The sequence below is a fragment of the Streptomyces sp. NPDC079141 genome (assembly GCF_040686775.1).
Classification (GTDB): domain Bacteria; phylum Actinomycetota; class Actinomycetes; order Streptomycetales; family Streptomycetaceae; genus Streptomyces.
Window position 1 is genome coordinate 139,258 of the sequence record NZ_JBFBLP010000004.1, and the last position, 21,185, is coordinate 160,442.

The 21,185-nt window shown below is 71.1% G+C and carries 22 protein-coding genes; 10 read left to right on the forward strand and 12 right to left on the reverse strand.

Annotated features, from left to right (window positions below; genetic code table 11):
- Positions 1–88: 88 nt before the first annotated feature.
- Positions 89–988: a D-alanyl-D-alanine carboxypeptidase gene (locus AB0Q90_RS14730; RefSeq protein ID WP_363162720.1), complete on the forward strand. Its 900-nt coding sequence runs from the start codon at positions 89–91 to the stop codon at positions 986–988.
- Positions 989–1,033: 45 nt separating this feature from the next.
- On the opposite strand, the gene AB0Q90_RS14735 is transcribed toward AB0Q90_RS14730, so the two are convergent.
- Both AB0Q90_RS14735 and AB0Q90_RS14740 read right to left on the reverse strand, forming a co-directional pair.
- A complete protein-coding gene (locus AB0Q90_RS14735) occupies positions 1,034–1,498 on the reverse strand; it encodes a GNAT family N-acetyltransferase (RefSeq protein WP_363162721.1) in 465 nt (154 codons plus the stop codon).
- Positions 1,495–1,995, reverse strand: coding sequence for a hypothetical protein (locus AB0Q90_RS14740; RefSeq protein WP_363162722.1), 501 nt, complete (start codon positions 1,993–1,995; stop codon positions 1,495–1,497). Before AB0Q90_RS14740 ends, AB0Q90_RS14735 begins: the two co-directional genes overlap by 4 nt.
- 154 nt (positions 1,996–2,149) lie before the next feature.
- Here AB0Q90_RS14740 and AB0Q90_RS14745 point away from each other — a divergent pair, with 154 nt between their 5' ends.
- Positions 2,150–3,088: a serine hydrolase gene (locus AB0Q90_RS14745; protein ID WP_363162723.1), complete on the forward strand. Its 939-nt coding sequence runs from the start codon at positions 2,150–2,152 to the stop codon at positions 3,086–3,088.
- 63 nt (positions 3,089–3,151) lie between these two features.
- On the opposite strand, the gene AB0Q90_RS14750 is transcribed toward AB0Q90_RS14745, so the two are convergent.
- From AB0Q90_RS14750 to pdhA, 3 genes are read right to left on the reverse strand one after another with little or no spacing between them, the layout of a single operon-like run.
- The gene (locus AB0Q90_RS14750) at positions 3,152–4,555 is read right to left on the reverse strand and encodes a dihydrolipoamide acetyltransferase family protein (RefSeq protein ID WP_363162724.1); all 1,404 of its coding nucleotides are present in this window, start codon (positions 4,553–4,555) and stop codon (positions 3,152–3,154) included.
- A gap of 10 nt (positions 4,556–4,565) precedes the next feature.
- A complete protein-coding gene (locus tag AB0Q90_RS14755; protein WP_363162725.1) occupies positions 4,566–5,546 on the reverse strand; it encodes an alpha-ketoacid dehydrogenase subunit beta in 981 nt (326 codons plus the stop codon).
- A 2-nt stretch (positions 5,547–5,548) separates the two neighbouring features.
- On the reverse strand, positions 5,549–6,700 hold the full coding sequence (pdhA, locus tag AB0Q90_RS14760; RefSeq protein WP_363162726.1) for a pyruvate dehydrogenase (acetyl-transferring) E1 component subunit alpha: 1,152 nt from the start codon (positions 6,698–6,700) through the stop codon (positions 5,549–5,551).
- 323 nt (positions 6,701–7,023) lie between these two features.
- Here pdhA and AB0Q90_RS14765 point away from each other — a divergent pair, with 323 nt between their 5' ends.
- The 3 genes from AB0Q90_RS14765 (at position 7,024) to AB0Q90_RS14775 (ending at position 9,268) form a co-directional block, all read left to right on the forward strand.
- Entirely contained in the window at positions 7,024–7,683 is a 660-nt protein-coding gene (locus tag AB0Q90_RS14765) for a response regulator transcription factor (RefSeq protein ID WP_363162727.1), read from the forward strand.
- Between the two features lie 64 nt (positions 7,684–7,747).
- On the forward strand, positions 7,748–8,170 hold the full coding sequence (locus AB0Q90_RS14770) for a pyridoxamine 5'-phosphate oxidase family protein (protein ID WP_363162728.1): 423 nt from the start codon (positions 7,748–7,750) through the stop codon (positions 8,168–8,170).
- Between the two features lie 102 nt (positions 8,171–8,272).
- Positions 8,273–9,268: a phosphotransferase gene (locus AB0Q90_RS14775; RefSeq protein WP_363162729.1), complete on the forward strand. Its 996-nt coding sequence runs from the start codon at positions 8,273–8,275 to the stop codon at positions 9,266–9,268.
- 55 nt (positions 9,269–9,323) lie between these two features.
- Here the strand turns inward: AB0Q90_RS14775 and AB0Q90_RS14780 are convergent, their stop codons facing one another.
- The gene (locus AB0Q90_RS14780) at positions 9,324–10,898 is read right to left on the reverse strand and encodes a protein kinase (protein WP_363162730.1); all 1,575 of its coding nucleotides are present in this window, start codon (positions 10,896–10,898) and stop codon (positions 9,324–9,326) included.
- A gap of 347 nt (positions 10,899–11,245) precedes the next feature.
- Between AB0Q90_RS14780 and AB0Q90_RS14785 the strand changes: the two genes are divergently transcribed.
- Positions 11,246–12,871: a protein kinase gene (locus tag AB0Q90_RS14785; RefSeq protein WP_363162731.1), complete on the forward strand. Its 1,626-nt coding sequence runs from the start codon at positions 11,246–11,248 to the stop codon at positions 12,869–12,871.
- 24 nt (positions 12,872–12,895) lie between these two features.
- On the opposite strand, the gene AB0Q90_RS14790 is transcribed toward AB0Q90_RS14785, so the two are convergent.
- Both AB0Q90_RS14790 and AB0Q90_RS14795 read right to left on the reverse strand, forming a co-directional pair.
- Positions 12,896–13,435, reverse strand: a complete 540-nt coding sequence (locus tag AB0Q90_RS14790; protein ID WP_363162732.1) for a bacterial proteasome activator family protein — start codon at positions 13,433–13,435, stop codon at positions 12,896–12,898.
- 86 nt (positions 13,436–13,521) lie between these two features.
- Positions 13,522–14,058, reverse strand: coding sequence for a PadR family transcriptional regulator (locus AB0Q90_RS14795; protein WP_363162733.1), 537 nt, complete (start codon positions 14,056–14,058; stop codon positions 13,522–13,524).
- An 87-nt stretch (positions 14,059–14,145) separates the two neighbouring features.
- Between AB0Q90_RS14795 and AB0Q90_RS14800 the strand changes: the two genes are divergently transcribed.
- Positions 14,146–14,376, forward strand: a complete 231-nt coding sequence (locus AB0Q90_RS14800) for a hypothetical protein (protein ID WP_363162734.1) — start codon at positions 14,146–14,148, stop codon at positions 14,374–14,376.
- A 34-nt stretch (positions 14,377–14,410) separates the two neighbouring features.
- The gene (locus AB0Q90_RS14805) at positions 14,411–14,641 is read left to right on the forward strand and encodes a hypothetical protein (RefSeq protein ID WP_363162735.1); all 231 of its coding nucleotides are present in this window, start codon (positions 14,411–14,413) and stop codon (positions 14,639–14,641) included.
- A gap of 96 nt (positions 14,642–14,737) precedes the next feature.
- On the opposite strand, the gene AB0Q90_RS14810 is transcribed toward AB0Q90_RS14805, so the two are convergent.
- Positions 14,738–15,718, reverse strand: a complete 981-nt coding sequence (locus AB0Q90_RS14810; protein ID WP_363162736.1) for an NAD(P)H-quinone oxidoreductase — start codon at positions 15,716–15,718, stop codon at positions 14,738–14,740.
- A gap of 215 nt (positions 15,719–15,933) precedes the next feature.
- On the opposite strand from AB0Q90_RS14810, the gene AB0Q90_RS14815 reads away from it, so the two are divergent.
- A complete protein-coding gene (locus AB0Q90_RS14815) occupies positions 15,934–16,935 on the forward strand; it encodes an ATP-binding cassette domain-containing protein (RefSeq protein ID WP_363162737.1) in 1,002 nt (333 codons plus the stop codon).
- Positions 16,932–17,780, forward strand: a complete 849-nt coding sequence (locus tag AB0Q90_RS14820) for an ABC transporter permease (protein ID WP_363162738.1) — start codon at positions 16,932–16,934, stop codon at positions 17,778–17,780. Before AB0Q90_RS14815 ends, AB0Q90_RS14820 begins: the two co-directional genes overlap by 4 nt.
- Before the next feature lie 12 nt (positions 17,781–17,792).
- Here AB0Q90_RS14820 and AB0Q90_RS14825 read toward each other — a convergent pair whose 3' ends face one another.
- The 3 genes from AB0Q90_RS14825 to AB0Q90_RS14835 are packed head-to-tail and all read right to left on the reverse strand — an operon-like array spanning position 17,793 to position 21,147.
- On the reverse strand, positions 17,793–18,890 hold the full coding sequence (locus tag AB0Q90_RS14825; protein ID WP_363162739.1) for a potassium channel family protein: 1,098 nt from the start codon (positions 18,888–18,890) through the stop codon (positions 17,793–17,795).
- Positions 18,887–20,239: a molybdopterin molybdotransferase MoeA gene (locus AB0Q90_RS14830; protein WP_363162740.1), complete on the reverse strand. Its 1,353-nt coding sequence runs from the start codon at positions 20,237–20,239 to the stop codon at positions 18,887–18,889. Before AB0Q90_RS14830 ends, AB0Q90_RS14825 begins: the two co-directional genes overlap by 4 nt.
- On the reverse strand, positions 20,236–21,147 hold the full coding sequence (locus AB0Q90_RS14835) for an NTP transferase domain-containing protein (RefSeq protein ID WP_363162741.1): 912 nt from the start codon (positions 21,145–21,147) through the stop codon (positions 20,236–20,238). The genes AB0Q90_RS14830 and AB0Q90_RS14835 overlap by 4 nt, the downstream gene beginning before the upstream one ends.
- Positions 21,148–21,185 lie beyond the last annotated feature (38 nt).

Consider the following 21,185-nt stretch of genomic DNA (forward strand, 5'->3'; position numbering starts at 1 on the left):
CTTACGTGGGACACACATGCGGCCCGACCGTGCCCTTCTCCAACTCGGCCGCATTTCAGGGGATTTCGACGTAATCGGGGTATTTCAGTTGATAACTGCCATCAAGGGCCTCCGTGTCCGCAGAGCCGCGGCCGTAGCCGTCACGGCCGGAGCGATGCTCGCCACCGGAGCTCTCACCGCGGCTCCGGCGCAGGCTCTCACCGAGCCCACCGTCACCGCCAAGGGCGCGTACCTGATGAACAGCGCCACCGGCAAGACGCTCTACTACAAGTCCCCCAACACCAAGCGCCTCACCGCTTCCACCACGAAGATCATGACCGCGAAGGTCGTGCTCGCGCAGTCGAACCTGAACCTGGACGCCAAGGTCACCATCAAGAAGGCGTACAGCGACTACATCGTGTCCAAGGGGGCCTCCTCGGCCCGGCTGATCGTCGGTGACAAGGTCACCGTCCGACAGTTGCTGTACGGGATGATGCTGCCGTCCGGCTGCGACGCCGCGATGGCGCTGGCCGACAAGTTCGGTTCCGGCTCCACGGTCTCCGCGCGCGTGAAGAACTTCATCGCCAAGATGAACAACAAGGCCGACCAGCTCGGCATGACGAACACGCACTTCGACTCGTTCGACGGCATCAGCAACGGGTCCAACTACTCGACGCCGAAGGACCTGACGCTGCTCGCCCGCAGCGCGATGAAGCACTCGACGTTCAAGTCCGTCGTGAAGACCAAGTCGTACACGGCGAAGACGATCACCTCGACCGGCTCCACGCGCACGATGGCGCCCTGGAACAACACCAACACCCTGCTCGGCTGGAACGGCACGCTCGGCATCAAGACCGGCTCCGGCACCGAGGCCAAGTACTGCCTCGTCTTCGCCGCCACGCTCAACGGCGAGTCGGTGATGGGCACCGTCCTCACCTCCTCCTCGGCGGACAACCGCACGACGGACGTGAAGAAGCTCATCAACTACGGCTACGCGAAGATCAGCTGACGCCTGAGCTCAGGGGGCCCGCCGGTATCCGGCGGGCCCCCTTTCTCACTCCACCGGCAGGAAGAACCGCCGCTTCTCCTTCGCACGGGCGCCCAGACGCTCGTAGAACCTGATCGCGCCCTCGTTCCACACCGGTGTCTGCCACTGGACCTGGTCGAGTCCGAGCGCGCGTCCCTCGGCCCGCACGGCGTCCATCAGCAGCGCGCCGAGCCCCAGCCCGCGATGGCCGTCGCGCAGGAACAGGCAGTCCATGTGGAGGTACTCGGCCCCGTCCCAGGTGGAGACCTCCGCCGAGCAGGTGGCGTAGCCGACGACCGGGCCGCTCTCGCCGAGCTCCGCGACCAGACACCGCAGCCGCGGCTCGCCGGCGCCGAACAGCAGCCGCTCCAGCCGCCCCTCAAGCCCGTCGCCCGGCGGCTCCGCCTTCTCGTAGACGGCATGCTCGGCGACCAGCAGGACGACCTCGGGCAGATCAGCGGGCAGCGCCCGGCGCACCCGCGGGCCGGTCATCGGACCTCGCCTTCCAGGACGTCCTCACGCCATGCGGCCAGCCGCTGCGCCGGCTCCCCGCGCCCGTCCAGCACATGCCGCACAAACGCGTCCCGCTCGTGCGCCAGCACCGCCGCCTCCCACACGCACGGCGCGAGCCCCTGCCGCCCGGGCCGCAGCTCCTCGGGCCTGCCCGCGGGCCCGGTGAACACCGCGAGGTCGGACATGTACCCCTCGATCCAGGTGTGTACGAGGACGTAGTCGCCGTCCCCTCCGGCGTGCGCCAGCAGCACGGCGAGCCCGAGCGAGCCGCGCAGCCGCCCCGAGGCCAGGTGCTCCTCGGCGGTCCGCAGCGCGGCCTCCGCCGACGCCCCCTCCCGTCCGGGCGCCTCGATCGCGTACGCCTTCACCAGGTGCCCGGCGATCTCCCGCACCCCCAACGGCCGTACGGTGCGGGCGTGATGCCCCTCGGCCAGGGAGCGGAGCTCGGCGGTCGTGCTCTCGTCAAGATCGGTCATACGGCCATGATGCACACGCCGGAATCCCGGCCGCATCGACGAATTTCCGAATCCCGTACATCCATTGGCGGTGCTTGTGAGTCTCCTGAGAGCACCCCCTACGTCATGGCCCAGGCATCCCCTCAGTCATTTCGCATCTTTCGGAGCGTTCATAGTGATAACCGGCATCAAGGGCGTACGTGTCCGCCGAGCCGCAGCTGTCGTCGCCACCACCGGCGCGCTGCTGGCGGGCGGCGTCCTGACCGCGCCCGCCCAGGCGGCGACCGCACCCACGGTCAGCGCCAAGGGCGCGTTCATGCTCGACAGCGCGACGGGCTCCACGCTCTACAGCAAGTACGCCGACACCAAGCGGCCGATGGCGAGCACCACGAAGATCATGGCGGCCCGGGTCGTGCTGGCCATCCCGGACGTGAACCTGGACACCAAGGTCACCATCAAGCAGGCCTACCGCGACTACGTCACGAATGTGGGCGCGAGCAGCGCGGACCTGAAGACCGGCGACAAGGTCACCGTCCGCCAGCTGCTGCACGCGATGATGCTGCCGTCCGGCTGCGACGCCGCGATGGCCCTCGCCGACAAGTTCGGCACCGGCACCTCGGTCGCGGCCCGCACCAAGAACTTCATCGCCAAGATGAACAAGAAGGCCGAGGCCCTCGGCCTGACCAACACGCACTTCGACTCGTTCGACGGCAACTCCACGCAGAACACGAACTACACGACCCCGCGCGACCTCGCCAAGCTCACGCGCAGCGCGATGAAGTACTCGACGTTCGCGGGCATCGTGAAGAAGCCCAAGACCGTGCAGTACGCGCCGACGAGCACCGGCGGCACCCGCACCTACACCTGGTACAACACCAACCAGCTGATCGGCTCCTACAGCGGCGCGATCGGTGTGAAGACGGGCACCAACACCCCGTCCGGTCCCTGCCTGGTCTTCGCCGGCACCCGTGACGGCAAGACCGTCGTCGGTGTGCTCCTGAACGACCAGTACCGCTTCACGGACGCCGCGAAGCTCATGGACTACGCCTTCGGCACCACCACGGCCAGCACGATGCAGCTGCGCACGCTGCCGGCGGGCGCTCCGCGCGACTGATCCGCGCGGCAATACGTCAGGGGCCCACCGCCGGTCGGCGGTGGGCCCCTTCGTCGTCTCCCGCTACGCCCAGGTGATCAGGCGCTTGGGCTGCTCCAGGATCGCGGCCACGTCCGCCAGCACCTTCGAGCCCAACTCCCCGTCCACCAGGCGGTGGTCGAAGGAGAGCGCGAGGGTCGTCACCTGGCGGGGCTTGACCTTGCCCTTGTGCACCCACGGCTGGAGCTTGATCGCACCGATCGCGAGAATCGCCGACTCACCGGGGTTCAGGATCGGTGTGCCGGTGTCGACTCCGAAGACACCGACGTTGGTGATGGTCACCGTGCCGGCCTGCATCGCGGCGGGCGAGGTCTTGCCCTCCCGCGCGGTCGCCACCAACTCGCCGAGCGCCTCGGCCAGTTGCGGGAGCGTCTTGTCGTGCGCGTCCTTGATGTTCGGCACGATCAGACCCCGCGGGGTGGCCGCGGCGATGCCCAGGTTCACATAGCGCTTGAGGACGATCTCCTGACTGGCCTCGTCCCAGGACGCGTTGATGTCCGGGTTGCGCTTGATTGCCACCAGCAGGGCCTTGGCGATCAGCAGGAGCGGGTTGACCCGCAGGCCCTGCATGTCCTTGTCCTGCTTGAGCTCCTCGACGAGCTTCATCGTGCGGGTCACGTCGACCGTCACGAACTCCGTGACGTGCGGCGCGGTGAACGCCGAGCCGACCATGGCGGCGGCAGTGGCCTTGCGGACGCCCTTGACCGGGATACGGGTCTCACGGGCGGTGTCGTACGTGGCCGCCGCGGCCGGGGCCTGAGCCGGGGTCGGCGCAGGCGCGGGGGCCGCCACGACCGGTGCGGGCGCCGGGGCCGCCACCGCCGCGTGCACGTCCTCGCGCGTGATGATGCCGTCCGGGCCGGACGGAATCACCCTCGCCAGGTCCACGCCGAGGTCCTTGGCCAGCTTGCGCACCGGCGGCTTCGCCAGCGGGCGCTCCTGCACGGGCGCGGGACCGTGGCCGTTCAGCTCCTTCTGCACGGCCTGGACCGCGGGCGACGCCTCCTGCACCGGGACCACGGGGCCCTTGCGCGGGCGCCGCTTGGTCGAGGACGCGGCGACGCCGTAGCCGACGAGGACCGGCTGACGCCCCTGGGGCTTCTCCTCCTCCTCGACGACCGGCGCCGGGGCCGGCGTCTCGGCAGCCGCGGGGGCGGCCGGGGCCCCGCCCGCGACGTCGACCGCGATGATCGCGGTGCCCACGTCGACCGTGGTGCCCTCCGGGAAGTGCAGCTCGCGCACCACACCGTCGTACGGGATGGGCAGCTCGACGGCCGCCTTGGCCGTCTCCACCTCGCACACCACCTGCCCGTCGGTGACCGTGTCACCGGGCTGGACGTACCACTTGAGGATCTCGGCCTCGGTGAGCCCCTCGCCCACGTCCGGCATCTTGAACTCGCGTACGGACGCTTCCGTCATCGTCGTCACGACCCTCTCCTCAGTACGCCAGGGCACGGTCGACGGCGTCGAGCACCCGGTCCAGGCCCGGCAGGTACTCCTCCTCCAGGCGCGCCGGCGGATACGGCGCGTGATAGCCGCCGACCCGCAGCACCGGGGCCTCCAGGTGGTAGAAGCACCGCTCCGTGATCCGGGCGGCGATCTCCGCACCCGAACCGAAGAACACCGGAGCCTCGTGGACCACGACCAGGCGGCGGGTCTTCTCGACCGAGGCCTGGATGGCGTCGAAGTCCATCGGGGAGACCGAGCGCAGGTCCAGGACCTCCAGGGACTTGCCCTCCTCGGCGGCCGCGGCGGCGACCTCCAGGCAGGTCTTCACCATCGGGCCGTAGGCGGCCAGGGTCAGGTCGGTGCCCTCGCGGACGATCCGGGCCTTGTGCAGCGGGCCGGGGATGGCGTCGGTGTTGACCTCGGCCTTGTCCCAGTAGCGCCGCTTGGGCTCGAAGAAGATCACCGGGTCGTCGCTCTGGATGGCCTGCTGCATCATCCAGTAGGCGTCCGAGGCATTGGACGGGGTGACGACCTTCAGGCCCGCCACATGCGCGAACAGCGACTCGGGGGACTCCGAGTGGTGCTCGACGGCGCCGATGCCACCGCCGTAGGGGATGCGCACGACGATCGGGAGCTTCACCTTGCCCAGGGAGCGGGCGTGCATCTTCGCCAGCTGCGTGACGATCTGGTCGTACGCCGGGAAGACGAAACCGTCGAACTGGATCTCCACGACGGGGCGGTAGCCGCGCAGGGCGAGTCCGATGGCGGTGCCGACGATGCCGGACTCGGCGAGCGGGGTGTCGATGACCCGCTCCTCGCCGAAGTCCTTCTGCAGACCGTCGGTCACCCGGAAGACACCGCCGAGCTTGCCGACGTCCTCGCCCATGACGAGGACCTTGGGGTCGGCCTCCAGGGCGCGGCGCAGCGACTCGTTGATCGCCTTGGCCAGAGCCAGCTTTTCCGCTGCCATGATCAGACCCCCTCTGCGTCCGCGAACGACGCCTGGTAGGCGGCGAACTGGGCTCGCTCCTCGTCGACGAGCGCATGCCCGTCCGCGTACACGTTCTCGAAGATGGCGAAGTGGTCCGGGTCCGGCATGGCACGGACCGCCTCGCGCACTCGTTTGCCCAACGCCTCGCTCTCGTCCTCAAGTTCCGCGAAGAATCCCTCGTCCGCGTGGTTTGAGGCCTCCAGGAACCGGCGAAGGCGCAGGATCGGGTCCTTCGCCTCCCAGGCCTGGCGCTCGTCGTCGTGGCGGTAGCGCGTGGGGTCGTCGGAGGTGGTGTGGGCGCCCATGCGGTACGTCCACGCCTCGATCAGGGCCGGGCCCTCACCGCGCCGGGCCCGCTCCAGCGCCCACCGGGTGACCGCGAGGGAGGCCAGCACGTCATTGCCGTCGACGCGGACGCCGGGGAAGCCGAAGCCCTGGGCGCGCTGGTAGAGCGGCACACGGGTCTGCTTCTCGTTGGACTCGGAGATCGCCCACTGGTTGTTCTGGCAGAAGAACACCACCGGCGCGTTGTAGACCGCCGCGAAGTTGAAGGCCTCGCTCACATCGCCCTGGCTGGAGGCGCCGTCGCCGAAGTAGGCGATCACCGCGCTGTCCGCGCCGTCCTTGGCGATGCCCATCGCGTATCCCGTGGCGTGCAGCGCCTGGGAGCCGATGACGATCGTGTAGAGGTGGAAGTTGTTGCCGTTCGGGTCCCAGCCGCCGTTGTTCACGCCGCGGAACATGCCGAGCAGGTTGGTCGGATCGACCCCGCGGCACCAGGCGACGCCGTGCTCACGGTAGGTCGGGAAGACGTAGTCGTCCTCGCGGGTGGCCCGGCCGGAGCCGATCTGGGCGGCCTCCTGGCCGAGCAGCGACGCCCACAGGCCCAGCTCGCCCTGGCGCTGCAGGGAAGTGGCCTCGGCGTCGAAGCGGCGGGTGAGCACCATGTCCCGGTACAGACCGCGGAGCTCGTCGGGGGTGATGCCGGCGACGTACTTGTCGTACTCGGCGTTCTTGACGCGCTCGCCTTCCGGCGTCAGCAGTTGAACCAGCTCGGGCTTGGTGCTCGGGGACTTCTTGGTCCCGGCGCTGCGTCGCGGCTTGCGCGCGGCGGCAGTGCTCTCCACGGTCACGTGTGCTCCTCCGTCGGTCCGGTCCCCGGGGTTGCCGGGTAAACCAGTGCGGCTCAACCTGGTCCGACACCCGTGCACGGGGTGGGTGTCACTCGGCCGGAACAGGCGTGACAGGTGCCCCGGCGAGCGCCCTGCAACAATCACGTTACCCAGTGCGCCACATTTCTGTGAAACCCCCTTTGACCTGCGATTTTGCTTGGATTTCCAAGTAAATCGCGAAGCCCTCGAAGGGTGCTGGTCACAGCCTTGCAGGAGGCCGGAGCAACGGCACGTTATCCCGCGCACCCAGCTCACCGGAAGACTTTGTGTGTTTGACTTACCCCGTGCGCGAAGACGGAAAAATCCGGGTATTTCTCCTCGACGACCATGAAGTGGTCCGGCGCGGCGTCCACGAACTGCTGTCGGTCGAGGACGACATCGAGGTCGTCGGCGAGGCCGGTACGGCGGCCGACGCACTGGTCCGGATTCCGGCCACCCGGCCCGATGTCGCGGTGCTGGACGTGCGTCTCCCGGACGGCAGCGGTGTCGAGGTGTGCCGGGAGATCCGCGCGCGGGACGAGTCGGTGAAATGCCTGATGCTGACCTCGTACGCCGACGACGAGGCCCTGTTCGAAGCGATCATGGCGGGCGCCTCCGGATACGTCCTCAAGGCCATCCGCGGCAATGAGCTGCTGGACGCCGTACGGGACGTGGCGGCCGGGAAGTCCCTGCTCGACCCGGTGGCGACCGCCCGGGTGCTGGAGCGGCTGCGGGGCGGCGGCGCCGCGCGGAACGACGACAAGCTCGCGCACCTCACCGACCAGGAGCGCCGGATCCTCGACCTGATCGGCGAGGGGCTCACCAACCGGCAGATCGGCGAGGAACTCCATCTCGCCGAGAAAACGATCAAGAATTACGTGTCGAGTCTGCTCGCCAAGCTCGGAATGCAGCGGCGCTCGCAGGCGGCCGCCTATGTCGCGCGCATGCAGGCGGAGAAACGCTAGAAGCCCCCGGCGCTCAGGACTTAGGGCCCTGTTCCGCGCCTTTTCGCTCGCGCACAGTGAGTGCATGCCCTCTGCCGAACAGCGCGCGGTGAACCTGCTGAGCCGCACCGACTACGGCCGGGTCGCCACCAGCATGCGCGCCCTGCCCTTCCTCGCCTTCGCACGGCACATCGTGAGCGACGGCCGCGTCCTGCTGCGCATGCCCAGGAGCTGCGGCTACCACCGGGCGTGCGTCGGCAGCGTCGTGGCCTACGGCTCCGACAACCTGAGCTCGGCCCGGCCGGGCGAGTCCCTGTGGTCGGTGCAGGTCGTCGGGGAGTGCGCGGCGCACGAGCCGACCGCGGCCGAACTGGAGCGCTTCGGCCCCGCGCCCCTCCTGGTGGACGGCGAGCCGTTCGAGCCCGTCTATCTGAGCGTCGAGCCGCAGTTCGGGACCGTCCACTCGACCGACGGAGGCCTGGAACGCCACTTCCAGGACGCCCCGTGACCAAAAGCGACTGCCAACGACTTTCTGTGACAACGCCCAGCTCACAGGCCCGGCTCGTGCCCTAGCATCTGGCGCGTGCCGCGCCCTTGTGTACCACCCCCTGTGCCTCACGCGCCCCCGCTGGGCGCCCTTCTCCGCCGGTACGCCGCCGGCCACGCCGTCACCTGCGAGCCCGTCGACCAGGGGCTGCTCAACCGTGGCTACCGGCTGTGCACGACCCGCGGCCGCTATTTCCTCAAGCACCACTTCGACCCCGAGACCGCCGACCCCGCCGCCATCGTCCGCCAGCACCGCGCCACCCGGCGCCTGGCCGACCTGGGCGTGCCGGTGGCGCCGCCACTGCCCGGCCGCGACGGCCGTACGGTCGCGGTCGTCGGCGGCCACGCCTACGCCCTGCACCCGTGGATCGACGGCCGGCACCGGCACGGCGGCCAGCTCACCCCGGAGCAGTGCACACGGCTGGGCGCGCTGCTGGGGGCGGTGCACGCCGGCCTGGAGCGCGTGATGCCGCCGGACGGACGGGCGCCCGCCGCGAGCGCCGACCCCGCAGACACCTTCGCCCTCATCACCGACCTGCTCGCGCGCGTGAGCCGGCACCGTCCCGCCGACTCCTTCGACGCGCTGGCCCGCCACCGGCTCCTGGAGCGGCGCACACTGCTCGAACGGCACGTCGGCCGACGTCCCCCGCGCGGCGGCCCGGTCGGCTGGGTGCACGGCGACTTCCACCCGTTCAACCTGCTCTACCGGGGCGACGCCCCCGCCGCGATCGTCGACTGGGACCGGCTCGGCGTCCAGCCGCGCGCGGAGGAGGCCGTACGCGCGGCGGCGATCTTCTTCGTGCGCCCCGCCGGCACCCTCGACCTGCCCAAGGTGCGGGCCTACGCGCGCGCGTACCGGCGCACCGCGGGAGCCACGCCCTCCGAGCTCGCGGCGGCCGTGCACCGCGTGTGGTGGGAGCGCCTCAACGACTTCTGGATGCTGCGCTGGCACTACGAGCGCGGCGACACCCGCGCGGACCCGCAGTTCCCGGCGGCCTCGGCACTGGTGGTGTGGTGGACGGGGGCGTACGAGGAGGTGTGCGACGCGTTCGCGGGCTGACGGAACGAAAACAGCCTCCACGCGTGCGCGTGGAGGCTGTCGAGTCGGTCGGGGATCAGCCGCCCCCTACCTCACCGCCCGTGCCCTCGACGGTGCCGCCCGTAGGCTCGTCCGTCGGCTCGGTCGGCTCGGTCGCCGTCTCCGTAGGCTCGTCCGTCGGCTCGGTCGGCTCGGTCGCCGTCTCCGAGGGCTCGCCCGTCGGCTCGTCCGAGGCCGTGGGCGACGGCGTGTACGAGGGCGTCGGCGACGGCGACCAGTTCCCGCCCGTGCCCGTCCCGGTGTCGCCCGTGGAGGTGTCCGTCTCCTCCTCGGTCGCGTGGTCGCTCGGCGTCTCCTCGGCCGTCTCGTCGTCCGTGGTCTGCGAGGTGGTCGGCGACTGCGTGGTCCCGTCGCCGGGCTTCTTCTCGTCGCTGCCGTTCAGCGCCAGCGCGACGCCCGCCGCGATGGCGATCACCGCGAGGACGGCGAGGATCCACAGCTTCCCGCGGCCGCTGCCCTTGTTCCCGTGCCCCTCGAACCCGCCGTCGTCGCGGCCGCCGCCGTAGCCGCCCGGCAGGATCGGCTGCGGGATCTGCGTGGTGCCCGAGGCGTCCGCGCCGGGGTGGCCCATCACGGCCGTCTGCGCGAAGCCCGCGGAGGGCGTGTGCCGGCCGTCGTGCATGTCGACCGGGCCGGTGTTCCAGGTGCCGGTGTGGCCGCCCTGGTCGTAGAGCATCTGGAGGCCGTACTGGACCAGGCCGCGCATCTCCTCGGCGGTCTGGAAGCGGTCGTCCGGCTCCTTGGCCAGGGAGCGCATGACGAGGCCGTCGAGCTCCGGCGGGCAGGCGTCGGAGGCCTCCGACGGGGGCGTCGGGATGTCCTGGACGTGCTGGTAGACCACCGACAGCGGGGTCTCACCGGTGAACGGGGGCCGCAGCGCGAGGAGTTCGTAGAGGAGGCAGCCGGTCGCGTACAGGTCGGAGCGGTGGTCGACGGCCTTGCCGAGCGCCTGCTCGGGCGAGAGGTACTGCGGGGTGCCCATGACCATGCCGGTCTGCGTCATCGTCGTCGACGCGCCGTGCAGCGCGCGGGCGATGCCGAAGTCCATCACCTTGACGGCGCCGTTGTGGGTGATGATGACGTTGGCGGGTTTGATGTCGCGGTGCACGATGCCGTGCTGGTGCGAGTAGGCGAGCGCCTCCAGGACACCGGAGACGATGATCAGCGCCTGCTCGGGGCCGGGCGCCTCGGCGTTGAGGAGCAGGTCGCGGATGGTCCGCCCCTCGACGATCTCCATCACGATGTACGGCACGCTCTGGCCGCCCACGAAGTCCTCGCCGGAGTCGTACACGGCGACGATCGCGTGGTGGTTGAGGCCGGCCACCGACTGGGCCTCGCGGGTGAAACGGGCCTTGGAGACCGGGTCCTCGGCGAGATCGGCGCGCAGCAGCTTGACCGCGACGGTGCGCCCGAGGCGTACGTCCTCGGCGGCGAACACCTCGGCCATGCCGCCCCGGCCGAGTCTGCGGGTCAGCCGATATCGGCCGTCGCCGACCAGTCCGCCGTTACCCCACATCTCCGGCGCATCTGACATACCGCCGCCAGTCGCCTCGGGGTCGGACGGGCCCTGAGCGCGCTGCTGCTGTGCCATCAGTCCTCGCCGTCGTTTCTGCCCGCGGTGCGCGCGGTGTTGTTACGGTCTCCGTCGGCCACGCTACAGCCTTCGCGCAAGCCGCCGGTCCGGGATGGGACCCGGGGGCCGGTCCGGGACGTGACCGGCCATGAAACCCGCAAGCCGTACCGTCGTGCAAATTCTGTGTACCGGCCGTACGGCCCCTGTAACGCTTGCGCGACTCTTCTTTCGCGTACGGTCACGGAACGGGCACCGAGCTTGACGTGTCAGTGCCCTGGGGCAGACTTGGCCGGGAATAGCACTTTCGATCAACGACTGGTCGACGACAATCGCCGGCGCCAACGGGCTATGGGGGACGCGGAAACATGAGCCAGGACGGCGCTCAGGGACGGTATGCGGGACGGGCGCTCGCGGGCAACCGCTATCAGCTGCGCGACTTGCTCGGCGAGGGCGGCATGGCCTCGGTGCACCTGGCGTACGACGCCGTGCTCGACCGCCAGGTCGCGATCAAGACCCTGCACACCGAGCTCGGCCGCGAGCAGGCCTTCCGCGAGCGCTTCCGCCGCGAGGCCCAGGCCGTGGCCAAGCTCACGCACACCAACATCGTCTCGGTGTTCGACACCGGCGAGGACACCCTCGACGGGATGACCACGCCGTACATCGTCATGGAGTACATCGAGGGCCGCCCGCTCGGCTCGGTGCTCGACGAGGACGTCCGGCAGTACGGCGCGATGCCCGCCGACAAGGCGCTGAAGATCACCGCGGACGTGCTCGCGGCGCTGGAGATCAGCCACGAGATGGGCCTGGTCCACCGGGACATCAAGCCGGGCAACGTGATGATGACCAAGCGTGGCGTGGTCAAGGTCATGGACTTCGGCATCGCGCGTGCCATGCAGTCCGGCGTGACCTCGATGACGCAGACCGGCATGGTCGTCGGCACCCCGCAGTACCTCTCGCCCGAGCAGGCCCTCGGCCGCGGTGTGGACGCCCGCTCCGACCTGTACTCGGTCGGCATCATGCTGTTCCAACTGGTCACCGGGCGGCTGCCGTTCGAGGCCGACTCGCCGCTGGCGATCGCGTACGCGCACGTACAGGAGGAGCCGGTCGCTCCGTCCTCCGTCAACCGCTCGCTGCCGCCGGCGGTGGACGCGCTGGTCGCCCGCGCGCTGAAGAAGAACCCGAACGAGCGCTTCCCGAGCGCCGAGGCCATGCGCGACGAGTGCCTGCGGGTCGCCTCGTCCTTCCAGGCCGCCGCGCCGAGCATCGTCCCGGGCGTGCAGACCTCCAGCGGCGCGGGCGTCGGCTCCGCGGTCTTCCCGCCGGTCGGACAGCAGACGCCGCCGCCCTCGGGGCAGGTCCAGACGCCGTACCAGCCGAACGCGTACGGCACTCCGACGCCCGCCCCCGCGCCCGCGTACGGCTATCCGCAGCAGCAGCCCGGCTACGCGACGCCGGCGCCGTCCCCGTACTCGACGACTCCGCCGCCGTACAACGTCACGCCCCAGACGGCCGTGACCGGTTCCGGTGGTGGTGGTGGCGGTGGGCGCAGGAACAACCGGCCGGTGATCATCGGTTCGGTCGTCGTCTCGGTCCTCGCGGTCGGCGGCCTGGTCGCGGCGCTGACGCTGGGCGGCGGCGACGGCACCAAGGACGACGAGGGCGGCGGGACCGCCAGCCCGTCGGCGACCAAGGCGGAGGGCTACCGCGGGCCGGACCCGAGCCGGACGATCGACCCGGAGGTGTGCAGCGAGCCGGAGGAGTCGTACAACGACCCCGAGAAGGTGCGCATGCCCAGCTTCGTCTACAAGGACATCAACTCGGTGAAGGACTGCCTCAAGGCCGCCGGGTGGGAGGTCGACACCACGGATGTCGACGAGAACACCTGGGGCGAGGGCACGGTGATCAAGCAGTATCCCCAGCCGGGCATGGACATCGACCCGGAGGACCCGGGGAAGCTGTCGTTCTCCGTGTCCACGGGCAACCCGGCCTAGGCCAGGCTGCCCGAGGCCCGAAACCTACAGGTAGGGCCCGCCCGAACGGCCGCCCGCCTGGTGCGGGTCCTCCCCGTCGTGGCCGACGCCCGGCGGGAGGGCGCGGCGCATCTGCTCCAACTGGGCCCGGGCGGCCATCTGCTGGGCGAACAGGGTGGTCTGGATGCCGTGGAAGAGTCCCTCCAGCCAGCCGACCAACTGGGCCTGGGCGATGCGTAGTTCCGCGTCGCTCGGGGTCGCCTCGTCGGTGAACGGCAGGGAGAGCCGCTCCAGTTCCTCCACGAGCTCCGGGGCCAGGCCGTCCTCCAGCTCCTTCACCGAGCTGGCGTGGATCTCCTTGAGCCGGACCCGGCTGGCCTCGTCGAGAGGAGCCACGCGGACCTCTTCGAGCAGCTGCTTGATCATGCTGCCGATCCGCATGACCTTCGCGGGCTGTTCGACCATGTCCGTCACGGGAACCTCGCGGGAGTCCTCGTCGCCTCCGCCACCGATGGCCATCCCGTCCTGGCCCACGACCAGGATCTGCGGACTGTCCGGCGACCGTTCGTTCCTCGGCATCTCCATGCCGCCATTCTCTCGCACCCGTACATCTCATCAGCGTGGTGCCCCCTGCGTGGGGTGATCCACCGTTTACGGGGGTGGACTTTGCGTCACTGTCCGGCCAGGCGCAGCAGGCGGGTGGCGCAGTGGTCGAGCCAGCGGACCTCGGCCTCCGCGTGGAAGACGAGCTGCTCCAGCACCAGCAGCCGGGCCATCCCGTCCGGGTCCTCGTGCGCCCGCGCCAGCGCCTCGGCCCGGCGGCGTACGTGGTCGTGCAGCGCCTCGGTGACATGCCGACGCTGCGCCTCGACGACCTCCCGTACGTCGACGCCGGGGGTGGCGAGCGCCAGCACCAGCTTGATGGCCAGCTCGTCGCGCGGCGGGTCGGCCCGCTCCACCGGCCGCGCGAACCAGTCCCGCAGCTCCTCCCGGCCCGTCCCGGTGAGCGCGTACAGCGTCCGCCCCGCCGCGTCCACGCCCTCCTGGGCGACCATCCCGTCCCGTTCGAGCCGGCCGAGGGTCGTGTACACCTGGCCGATGTTCAGCGGCCAGGCCCCGCCGGTGCGCGCCTCGAACTCGGTGCGCAGCCGCGAGCCGTAGCGGGGGCCGCGTTCCAGAAGCGCCAGCAGTCCGTGACGTATCGACATACCGGGATTGTGCGCCCGGTTCGACCCCGGTGGCGGAGCCCGAAATGCCGGGTTTTGCCGCTGATGTGAGTCTGGTCCCGTGACTCCTTGGCGGACAGTGCTCCGGGCGGTGCGGGCGGCGGGCCTGCTGACCGCACTGGCGGCGGGGCAGGCGTACGGGGTGGAGGCGACGCCCTCCGTGTCCGTATCGCCCTCCGTATCGGCATCCGCGTCCGCCTCGGCTTCCGCGGCCGCCCACGGTCCTACGGCGTCGTCGTCGCCGTCCCCTTCCCCTTCGGCGTCCGCCGGGCCCTCGCGGGCCGGGAGCGTGGCCGGTGAGGGGCGGGAGCGGCCGGGGCGGCGGGAGGTGACGGTGGACGAGGACCTCAGCGCCGCGGAGGCCTCTGCGGAAGACCCGACGCCACCGCCTCCGTCGGACGTCAAGGACACCGATTCCACCGACGCCCCGGTCACCACCGCGGACCAGGCCGCCGCACAGTCCGAACCCGTCCTGGAGGTCCTCCCACTGGGCAGCGGCCTGGTACTGATCGGCCTCGGCCTGGGCCTCGCCTTCATCGGCCTGCGGCTGCGGCGGGGAGACTAGCCGCCCAGCCTGCGGGCATGAGTGCCGCCTAGGGCGGCACAGGTGGGCGCAGGCGGCACCCCGTCAACCCCAGGCCCGCCCGACCCACGCCCCGGCTCAGCCCGTCACCAGCAGCACCTTCCCGATGTGACCGCTCTCCTCCACCACCCGGTGCGCGGCCGCAGCCTCGCTCATCGGCAGCTCGCGGTCGACGACCGGGCGTACGTGTCCGGCGTCGAGCAGCGGCCACACATGCTCGCTTACGGCCGCGACGATCGAGGTCTTCTCGTTCAGCGGACGCGCGCGCAGCGACGTCGCGCTGACCGCGGCCCGCTTGCGCAGCAGCGTGCCGATGTTCAGCTCGCCCTTGACGCCGCCCTGCATGCCGATGATCGCGAGCCGGCCGTTGACGGCGAGGGTCTGGACGTTGCGGTCCAGATACTTCGCGCCCATGGTGTCGAGGATGACGTCGGCGCCCGCGCCGCCCGTCGCCTCCTTCACCTCGGCGACGAAGTCCTGCTCCCGGTAGTTGACCAGGATGTCCGCGCCCAGCTCGGCGCAGCGCGCCAGCTTCTCCGCGGTGCCCGCGGTGACCGCGACCTTCGCACCGACGGCCTTGGCCAGCTGGATCGCCATGGTGCCGATGCCGCTGGAGCCGCCGTGCACGAGCAGCGTCTCACCCGGACGGAGGTGGGCGATCATGAAGACGTTGGACCAGACCGTGCAGACCACCTCGGGCAGTGCCGCGGCCTGGACCAGGCCGACGCCCTTCGGCACGGGCAGCAGCTGACCGGCCGGGACGACCACCTTCTCGGCGTAGCCGCCGCCGGCGAGCAGCGCGCACACCTCGTCGCCGACGGCCCAGCCGGAGACGCCCGGGCCGAGCGCGGCGATCCGTCCGGAGCACTCCAGGCCGGGGTAGGGGGAGGCGCCGGGCGGCGGGTTGTAGAAGCCCTGCCGCTGCAGGATGTCGGCCCGGTTCACGGCGCTCGCCGCCACCTCGACCAGGACCTCGCCCTCGCCGGGCTCCGGATCCGGGACCTCGGCCCACACCAGTGCCTCGGGCCCACCAGGTTCGGGAATCGTGATCGCATGCATGAGGGGGACGCTACTCCTCGGTCCCCGGTCCCGGCCGGGGAGGCCGGAACCTCCTCCGACCTGGCCGGATCCTCCGTCGCTGGTCCCATCCGCCGTCGGTCCATGGTCGGAACTCCCGGGAAATCCCTGTGCTCCACCGATGAGTTTGCGCGACCGTGAAGGTCTCCCCCTGCGTAGCCCCGTACACGGACGGAACTCCGGAAGGACCCCGCAGCATGAGCACGCAGACGACGTCCGGGCTCGCGATCGAGACCGCGGGCCTGGTGAAGACCTTCGGTGAGACACGGGCCGTCGACGGCGTGGACCTCGCGGTCCCTGCCGGCACGGTCTACGGCGTTCTCGGCCCGAACGGCGCCGGGAAGACCACCACCGTGAAGATGCTCGCCACCCTCCTCAAGCCCGACGGCGGCGAGGCCCACGTCTTCGGCCACGACGTCGTGCGCGAGGCCGACGAGGTGCGCGGCCGGGTGAGCCTGACCGGCCAGTACGCCTCCGTGGACGAGGACCTCACCGGCACCGAGAACCTGGTCCTGCTGGCCCGGCTCCTGGGCCACGGCAAGCAGGCCGCACGCACCCGCAGCGAGCAGCTGCTGGAGGCCTTCGGGCTGACCGGGGCGGCCGGCAAGCAGATCAAGCACTACTCGGGCGGCATGCGGCGCCGTATCGACATCGCGGCGTCCATCCTCAACACCCCCGACCTGCTCTTCCTGGACGAGCCGACGACCGGGCTCGATCCGCGCAGCCGCAACCAGGTCTGGGACATCGTCCGCGCTGTGGTCGCGCAGGGCACGACCGTGCTGCTGACCACGCAGTATCTGGACGAGGCCGACCAGCTGGCGTCCCGGATCGCGGTCATCGACCACGGCAGGGTGATCGCCGAGGGGACGAAGGGCGAGCTGAAGGCGTCCGTCGGGGCCGGGTCCGTACATCTGCGGCTGCGGGACGCCGAGCAGCGGCCGGAGGCGGAGCGGGTGCTGCGGCTGGCGCTCGACGCGGAGGTGCAGCTGGAACCCGATCCGGTGGCGCTCACGGCACGCGTGGGCACGGCGACGAGCGACTCCGCGGCCGAGCAGGCCTCCCGGGCCCTCGCCGAGCTGGCCCGTACCGGCATCACCGTCGACAACTTCTCGCTGGGACAGCCCAGCCTGGACGAGGTGTTCCTCGCCCTCACCGGACACGACACCGGCCACGACACCAAGGACGAGGTGGCGGCATGAGCACCGCGACAAGCCCCGAGACCAAGGAACTCGCCCCCGTCAGCGCCGAGTCGCTCGCCGCGCTGCTCGTCACCGGTGAGCGGCCGCCGCGGCCGAGCGCGTGGTCGGCGTCGCTGACCTTCGGCTGGCGGGCGATGCTGAAGATCAAGCACGTTCCGGAGCAGCTCTTCGACGTGACCGCGTTCCCGATCATGATGGTGCTGATGTACACGTACCTGTTCGGGGGCGCCCTGGCCGGGTCCCCGGAGGAGTACATCCAGTTCCTGCTGCCGGGCATCCTGGTGATGTCGGTCGTGATGATCACCATGTACACCGGGGTCTCGGTCAACACGGACATCGAGAAGGGCGTCTTCGACCGGTTCCGTTCGCTGCCCATCTGGCGGCCGTCGACGATGGTCGGCTATCTGCTCGGCGACGCCCTGCGCTACACGATCGCCTCCGTGGTGATGCTCGTCGTCGGCATGATCATCGGTTACCGCCCGGACGGCGGGGTCGCCGGTGTGCTCGCCGGGATCGCGCTGCTCGTGGTGTTCTCGTTCGCGTTCTCGTGGATCTGGACGATGTTCGGGCTGCTGCTGCGCACCGAGAAGTCGGTGATGGGCGTCAGCATGATGGTGATCTTCCCGCTGACCTTCCTGTCCAACGTCTTCGTCGACCCGCAGACCATGCCGGGCTGGCTCCAGGCGTTCGTCAACAACAGCCCGATCACCCATCTGTCCTCGGCGGTCCGGGAGTTGATGGCGGGCGACTGGCCGGCCGACGAGATCGCCTGGTCGCTGGGGTGGGCCGGGCTGTTCGTGCTGGTCTTCGGGCCGATCACGATGCGGCTGTACAACCGGAAGTAGCTTTTGGAGCGCTCAGTCCTGCGGGATCGGGCGGGCGTCGGGCGCCACCGGGGTGCTCGGCGTCGCCCGCACGATGGTGATGAGCCGGTCGGTCGACTGGAGCGTGCCGACGTCGGGGTGGTCGTAGCCGAGGACCCGGTGGCCGCGGACGACGCTGACCACCAGGTCGTCCGTCTCGCGCGGGCCCTTGCCCACCTCGGCCTTTATGACCGGCCGTTCGACGATGTCGAGGCCGCTGCCCTGCTGGATCAGGTCCTCCATGACCATGCCGGCCGCGGGGCTGAGCACGGACAGGCCGAGCAGACGTCCGGCCGCGCTGGCGCTGGTGATGACCGCGTCGGCGCCGGACTGCTTCAGCAGCGGTGCGTTCTCCTCCTCGCGGACCGCGGCCACGATCTTCGCGCTCCGGTTTAGCTGCCGGGCCGTCAGCGTCACCAGCACGGCCGTGTCGTCGCGCTGGGTGGCGATGATGACCTTCCGCGCCTTGTGCACCTCGGCGCGCCTGAGCACATCACTGCGGGTCGCGTCGCCCACGATCCCCGCGTATCCCTCGGCCGTCGCGGCGTCGATCACCTTGGCGCTGGGGTCGACGACGATGACCTGCTCTTTCCTCAGGCCCGACGCGCAGACGGTCTGGATCGCCGAACGCCCCTTGGTGCCGAAGCCGACGACGACGGTGTGGTCGCGCAAGGCGGACCTCCAGCGGTTCAGACGCCATTCCTCCCGGGTGCGCTCGGTGAGGACCTCCAGCGTGGTGCCGACCAGGATGATCAGGAACAGCACACGCAGGGGCGTGATGACGAGGATGTTGGTGAGCCGGGCAGTGTCACTGACCGGCGTGATGTCGCCGTATCCCGTGGTGGAGAGGGTGACGGTCGCGTAGTAGAAGGCGTCCAGGAAGTCGAGGGAGCCGTCGGAGTTGTCGTTGTAGCCGTCGTGGTCGGCGTAGACGATGAGCGAGGTCGCCACGAGGAGCAGCAGGGCCATGGTCACCCGCTTGGCGACCTGCCGGAACGGGTGCTCCACCACCTTCTTCGGCAGCTTCACCCGATGGGTCACAAGGTGTTCGTCCGGCTGCCGGGCGATCGCGTCATGACCCGGAAGTTTCACGTGAAACACACCCCGATCCCCGCGGACGCCCAGGGCAGATCGAGGAGTTCGACCTCCTGCCCCGGCTTCGCCCCACCCGGCGGTACGACGGCCAGGGCGTCGGCCGCCGCAATGCCACGCAGCATCGCCGGGCCGTTGTAGTGCAGGGGAACGGCACCGTCGGCGCGCAGGACGACGGGGATGAGCCGGGTGTCGTGCGGATGCCCGTGCGTCGCGTCCCGCAGCGGCAGCGTGTACGGCTCGGGGGCGGGGCGCGCGCCGAGGGTGCGCAGCAGGGGCTCGGCGAGCGTGAGCAGGCCGGACACGGCCGCGAGGGGGTTGCCCGGCAGGCCGACCAGGTGCTGGTTCTCCTTGGTGCGGGCCAGCAGCATGGGGTGTCCTGGGCGCACCTTGACGCCGTTGACCAGGAGTTCCGCGCCGAGGCGGCGCAGGGTGGGGTGGACATGGTCCACGGGACCGGAGGCGGTGCCGCCGGTGGTGACGATCAGGTCGGCCTCGGAGAACGCGATGGCCTTGTACAGCGCCTCGGCATCGTCGCCGAGCCGGCGCACGGTGGTCACCTCGGCGCCCAGGGCCCGCAGCCAGGGCGGCAGCATCGGGCCGAGCGCATCGCGGATCAGCCCGTCGTGCGGCCGCCCCTCGGTGAGCAACTCGTCGCCCAGGACCAGCACTTCGGCACGGGGGCGCGGTACGGCGGTCAGGGTGTCGTAGCCCGCGGCCGCGGCGAGGCCGAGCACGGCCGGGGTCACCAGGGTGCCGACGGCCAGCAGTTGGTCGCCGGAACGGCACTCCTGGCCGCGCGGGCGGATGTCCTGGCCGTGCTGGAGGTCCCGGGTGGCGTGCAGGCGGCCCTTGTCGTCGCTGCGGCCGTGCTCGCTGCGCAGGACGGCGGTGGTGTCCAGGGGGATCCGGGCGCCGGTGGCGATCCGTACGGCCTCGCCGTCGGTGAGCGGCTCGGGTTCGGCGTGCCCGGCCAGGACGCCCGCCTCCCGTACCTCCCAGGGGCCCGGTCCGGCGACCGCCCAGCCGTCCATCGCGGAGGTGTCGAAGGAGGGCAGGTCGGTGAGGGCGGTGAGGGGGGCGGCCAGGGTGAGGCCGAGGGCGTGGTCGAGGGTGACGGAGACGAGCTCGCGGCGGGCGCCGCGCGGCCGGCCGGCGCGGGCCGCGATCGTACGGGCCTCGGGCCAGGGGGTGGCCCGGTGATGGTCGCCCTTGGCGCTCTGGGGGGCCTGCGGGGCGGGGGTGGGCGGCGGCACCTGGCGGCCGTTGTCCTCGTTCACGAGGGCGAGCACCTCCTCGACGTCGAGTTCCTCGGCGTCCTGGCCGTCCCGGACGCTGCGGGCGGTCATCCGGCGTCCGGGGTGGCGTCGGGTACGGCGTCCTGCCCCGCGCCGGGGGTGCCCTCCTGTGCCCAGCGCTCGGCGAGGGCGGCGGCCTTGCGGGCGGCCTCGGCGACGGCCTCGGGGCCTCCCGCGGCCTGTGCTGCCGCGTAGCCGACGAGGAAGGTGGTCAGCGGCGCCGCGGGCCGCGCCACACCGTGGGCGGCGTCGCGGGCGAGGTCCAGCAGGACCTTGATGTCGACGTCGAGGTCGATGCCGAGCTCGTCCTTGACTGCGGAAATCCATTCATCCAACACGTGCCCATGCTCCCTGATGCGTGCCCTGGCAGTGGCGATGTCGTCCCAGGTGTCGCAGTCGAAGGACGCGACGGGGTCGGGGACGCGGGTGAGGTCGAGCGCGGCGGTCAGCCGGCGCAGGGGCAGGCCGGTGAGGCTGCCGTGCTCCTGAGTGAGCGCCGCCAGCCCGTCGCGCAGCACCGGCGCGCGGTACGCGGCGACGAGCGGCTGGTCGCGGCCGTCGGCGTCGGTGAGCAGCGCGCCGTCCGCCGTGCCGTCCCGCAGCGCGGCCAGCAGCCGCCGTACGGTGCCCTCTTCGAGGAACGGCAGGTCGGCGGAGAGCACCACGACATGGTCCGCCGTGGTGGGGTGCAGCCCTGCGGCGAGGGCGGCGAGCGGACCGCCGCCGGGCGGGTCCTCGCGCGCCCAGGTCACCGGGCGGGCGGTGGGCCGGGGGTCGGCGACGACGACGGTGGTGCGCGCGTCGGCGCAGGCGCCGAGCACCCGGTCGAGCAGCGCGCGCCCGCCGACGCGCAGACCGGGTTTGTCCGCGCCGCCGAGCCGCCGTGCGGCACCGCCGGCGAGCACGACGGCGTCGTACGTCTCGGTACCGGGGCTGCCCGGGGGCTCGTACGCGGTCACCCCCCGAGTATGCGTGCCCCCGCGATCACAGGGAACGC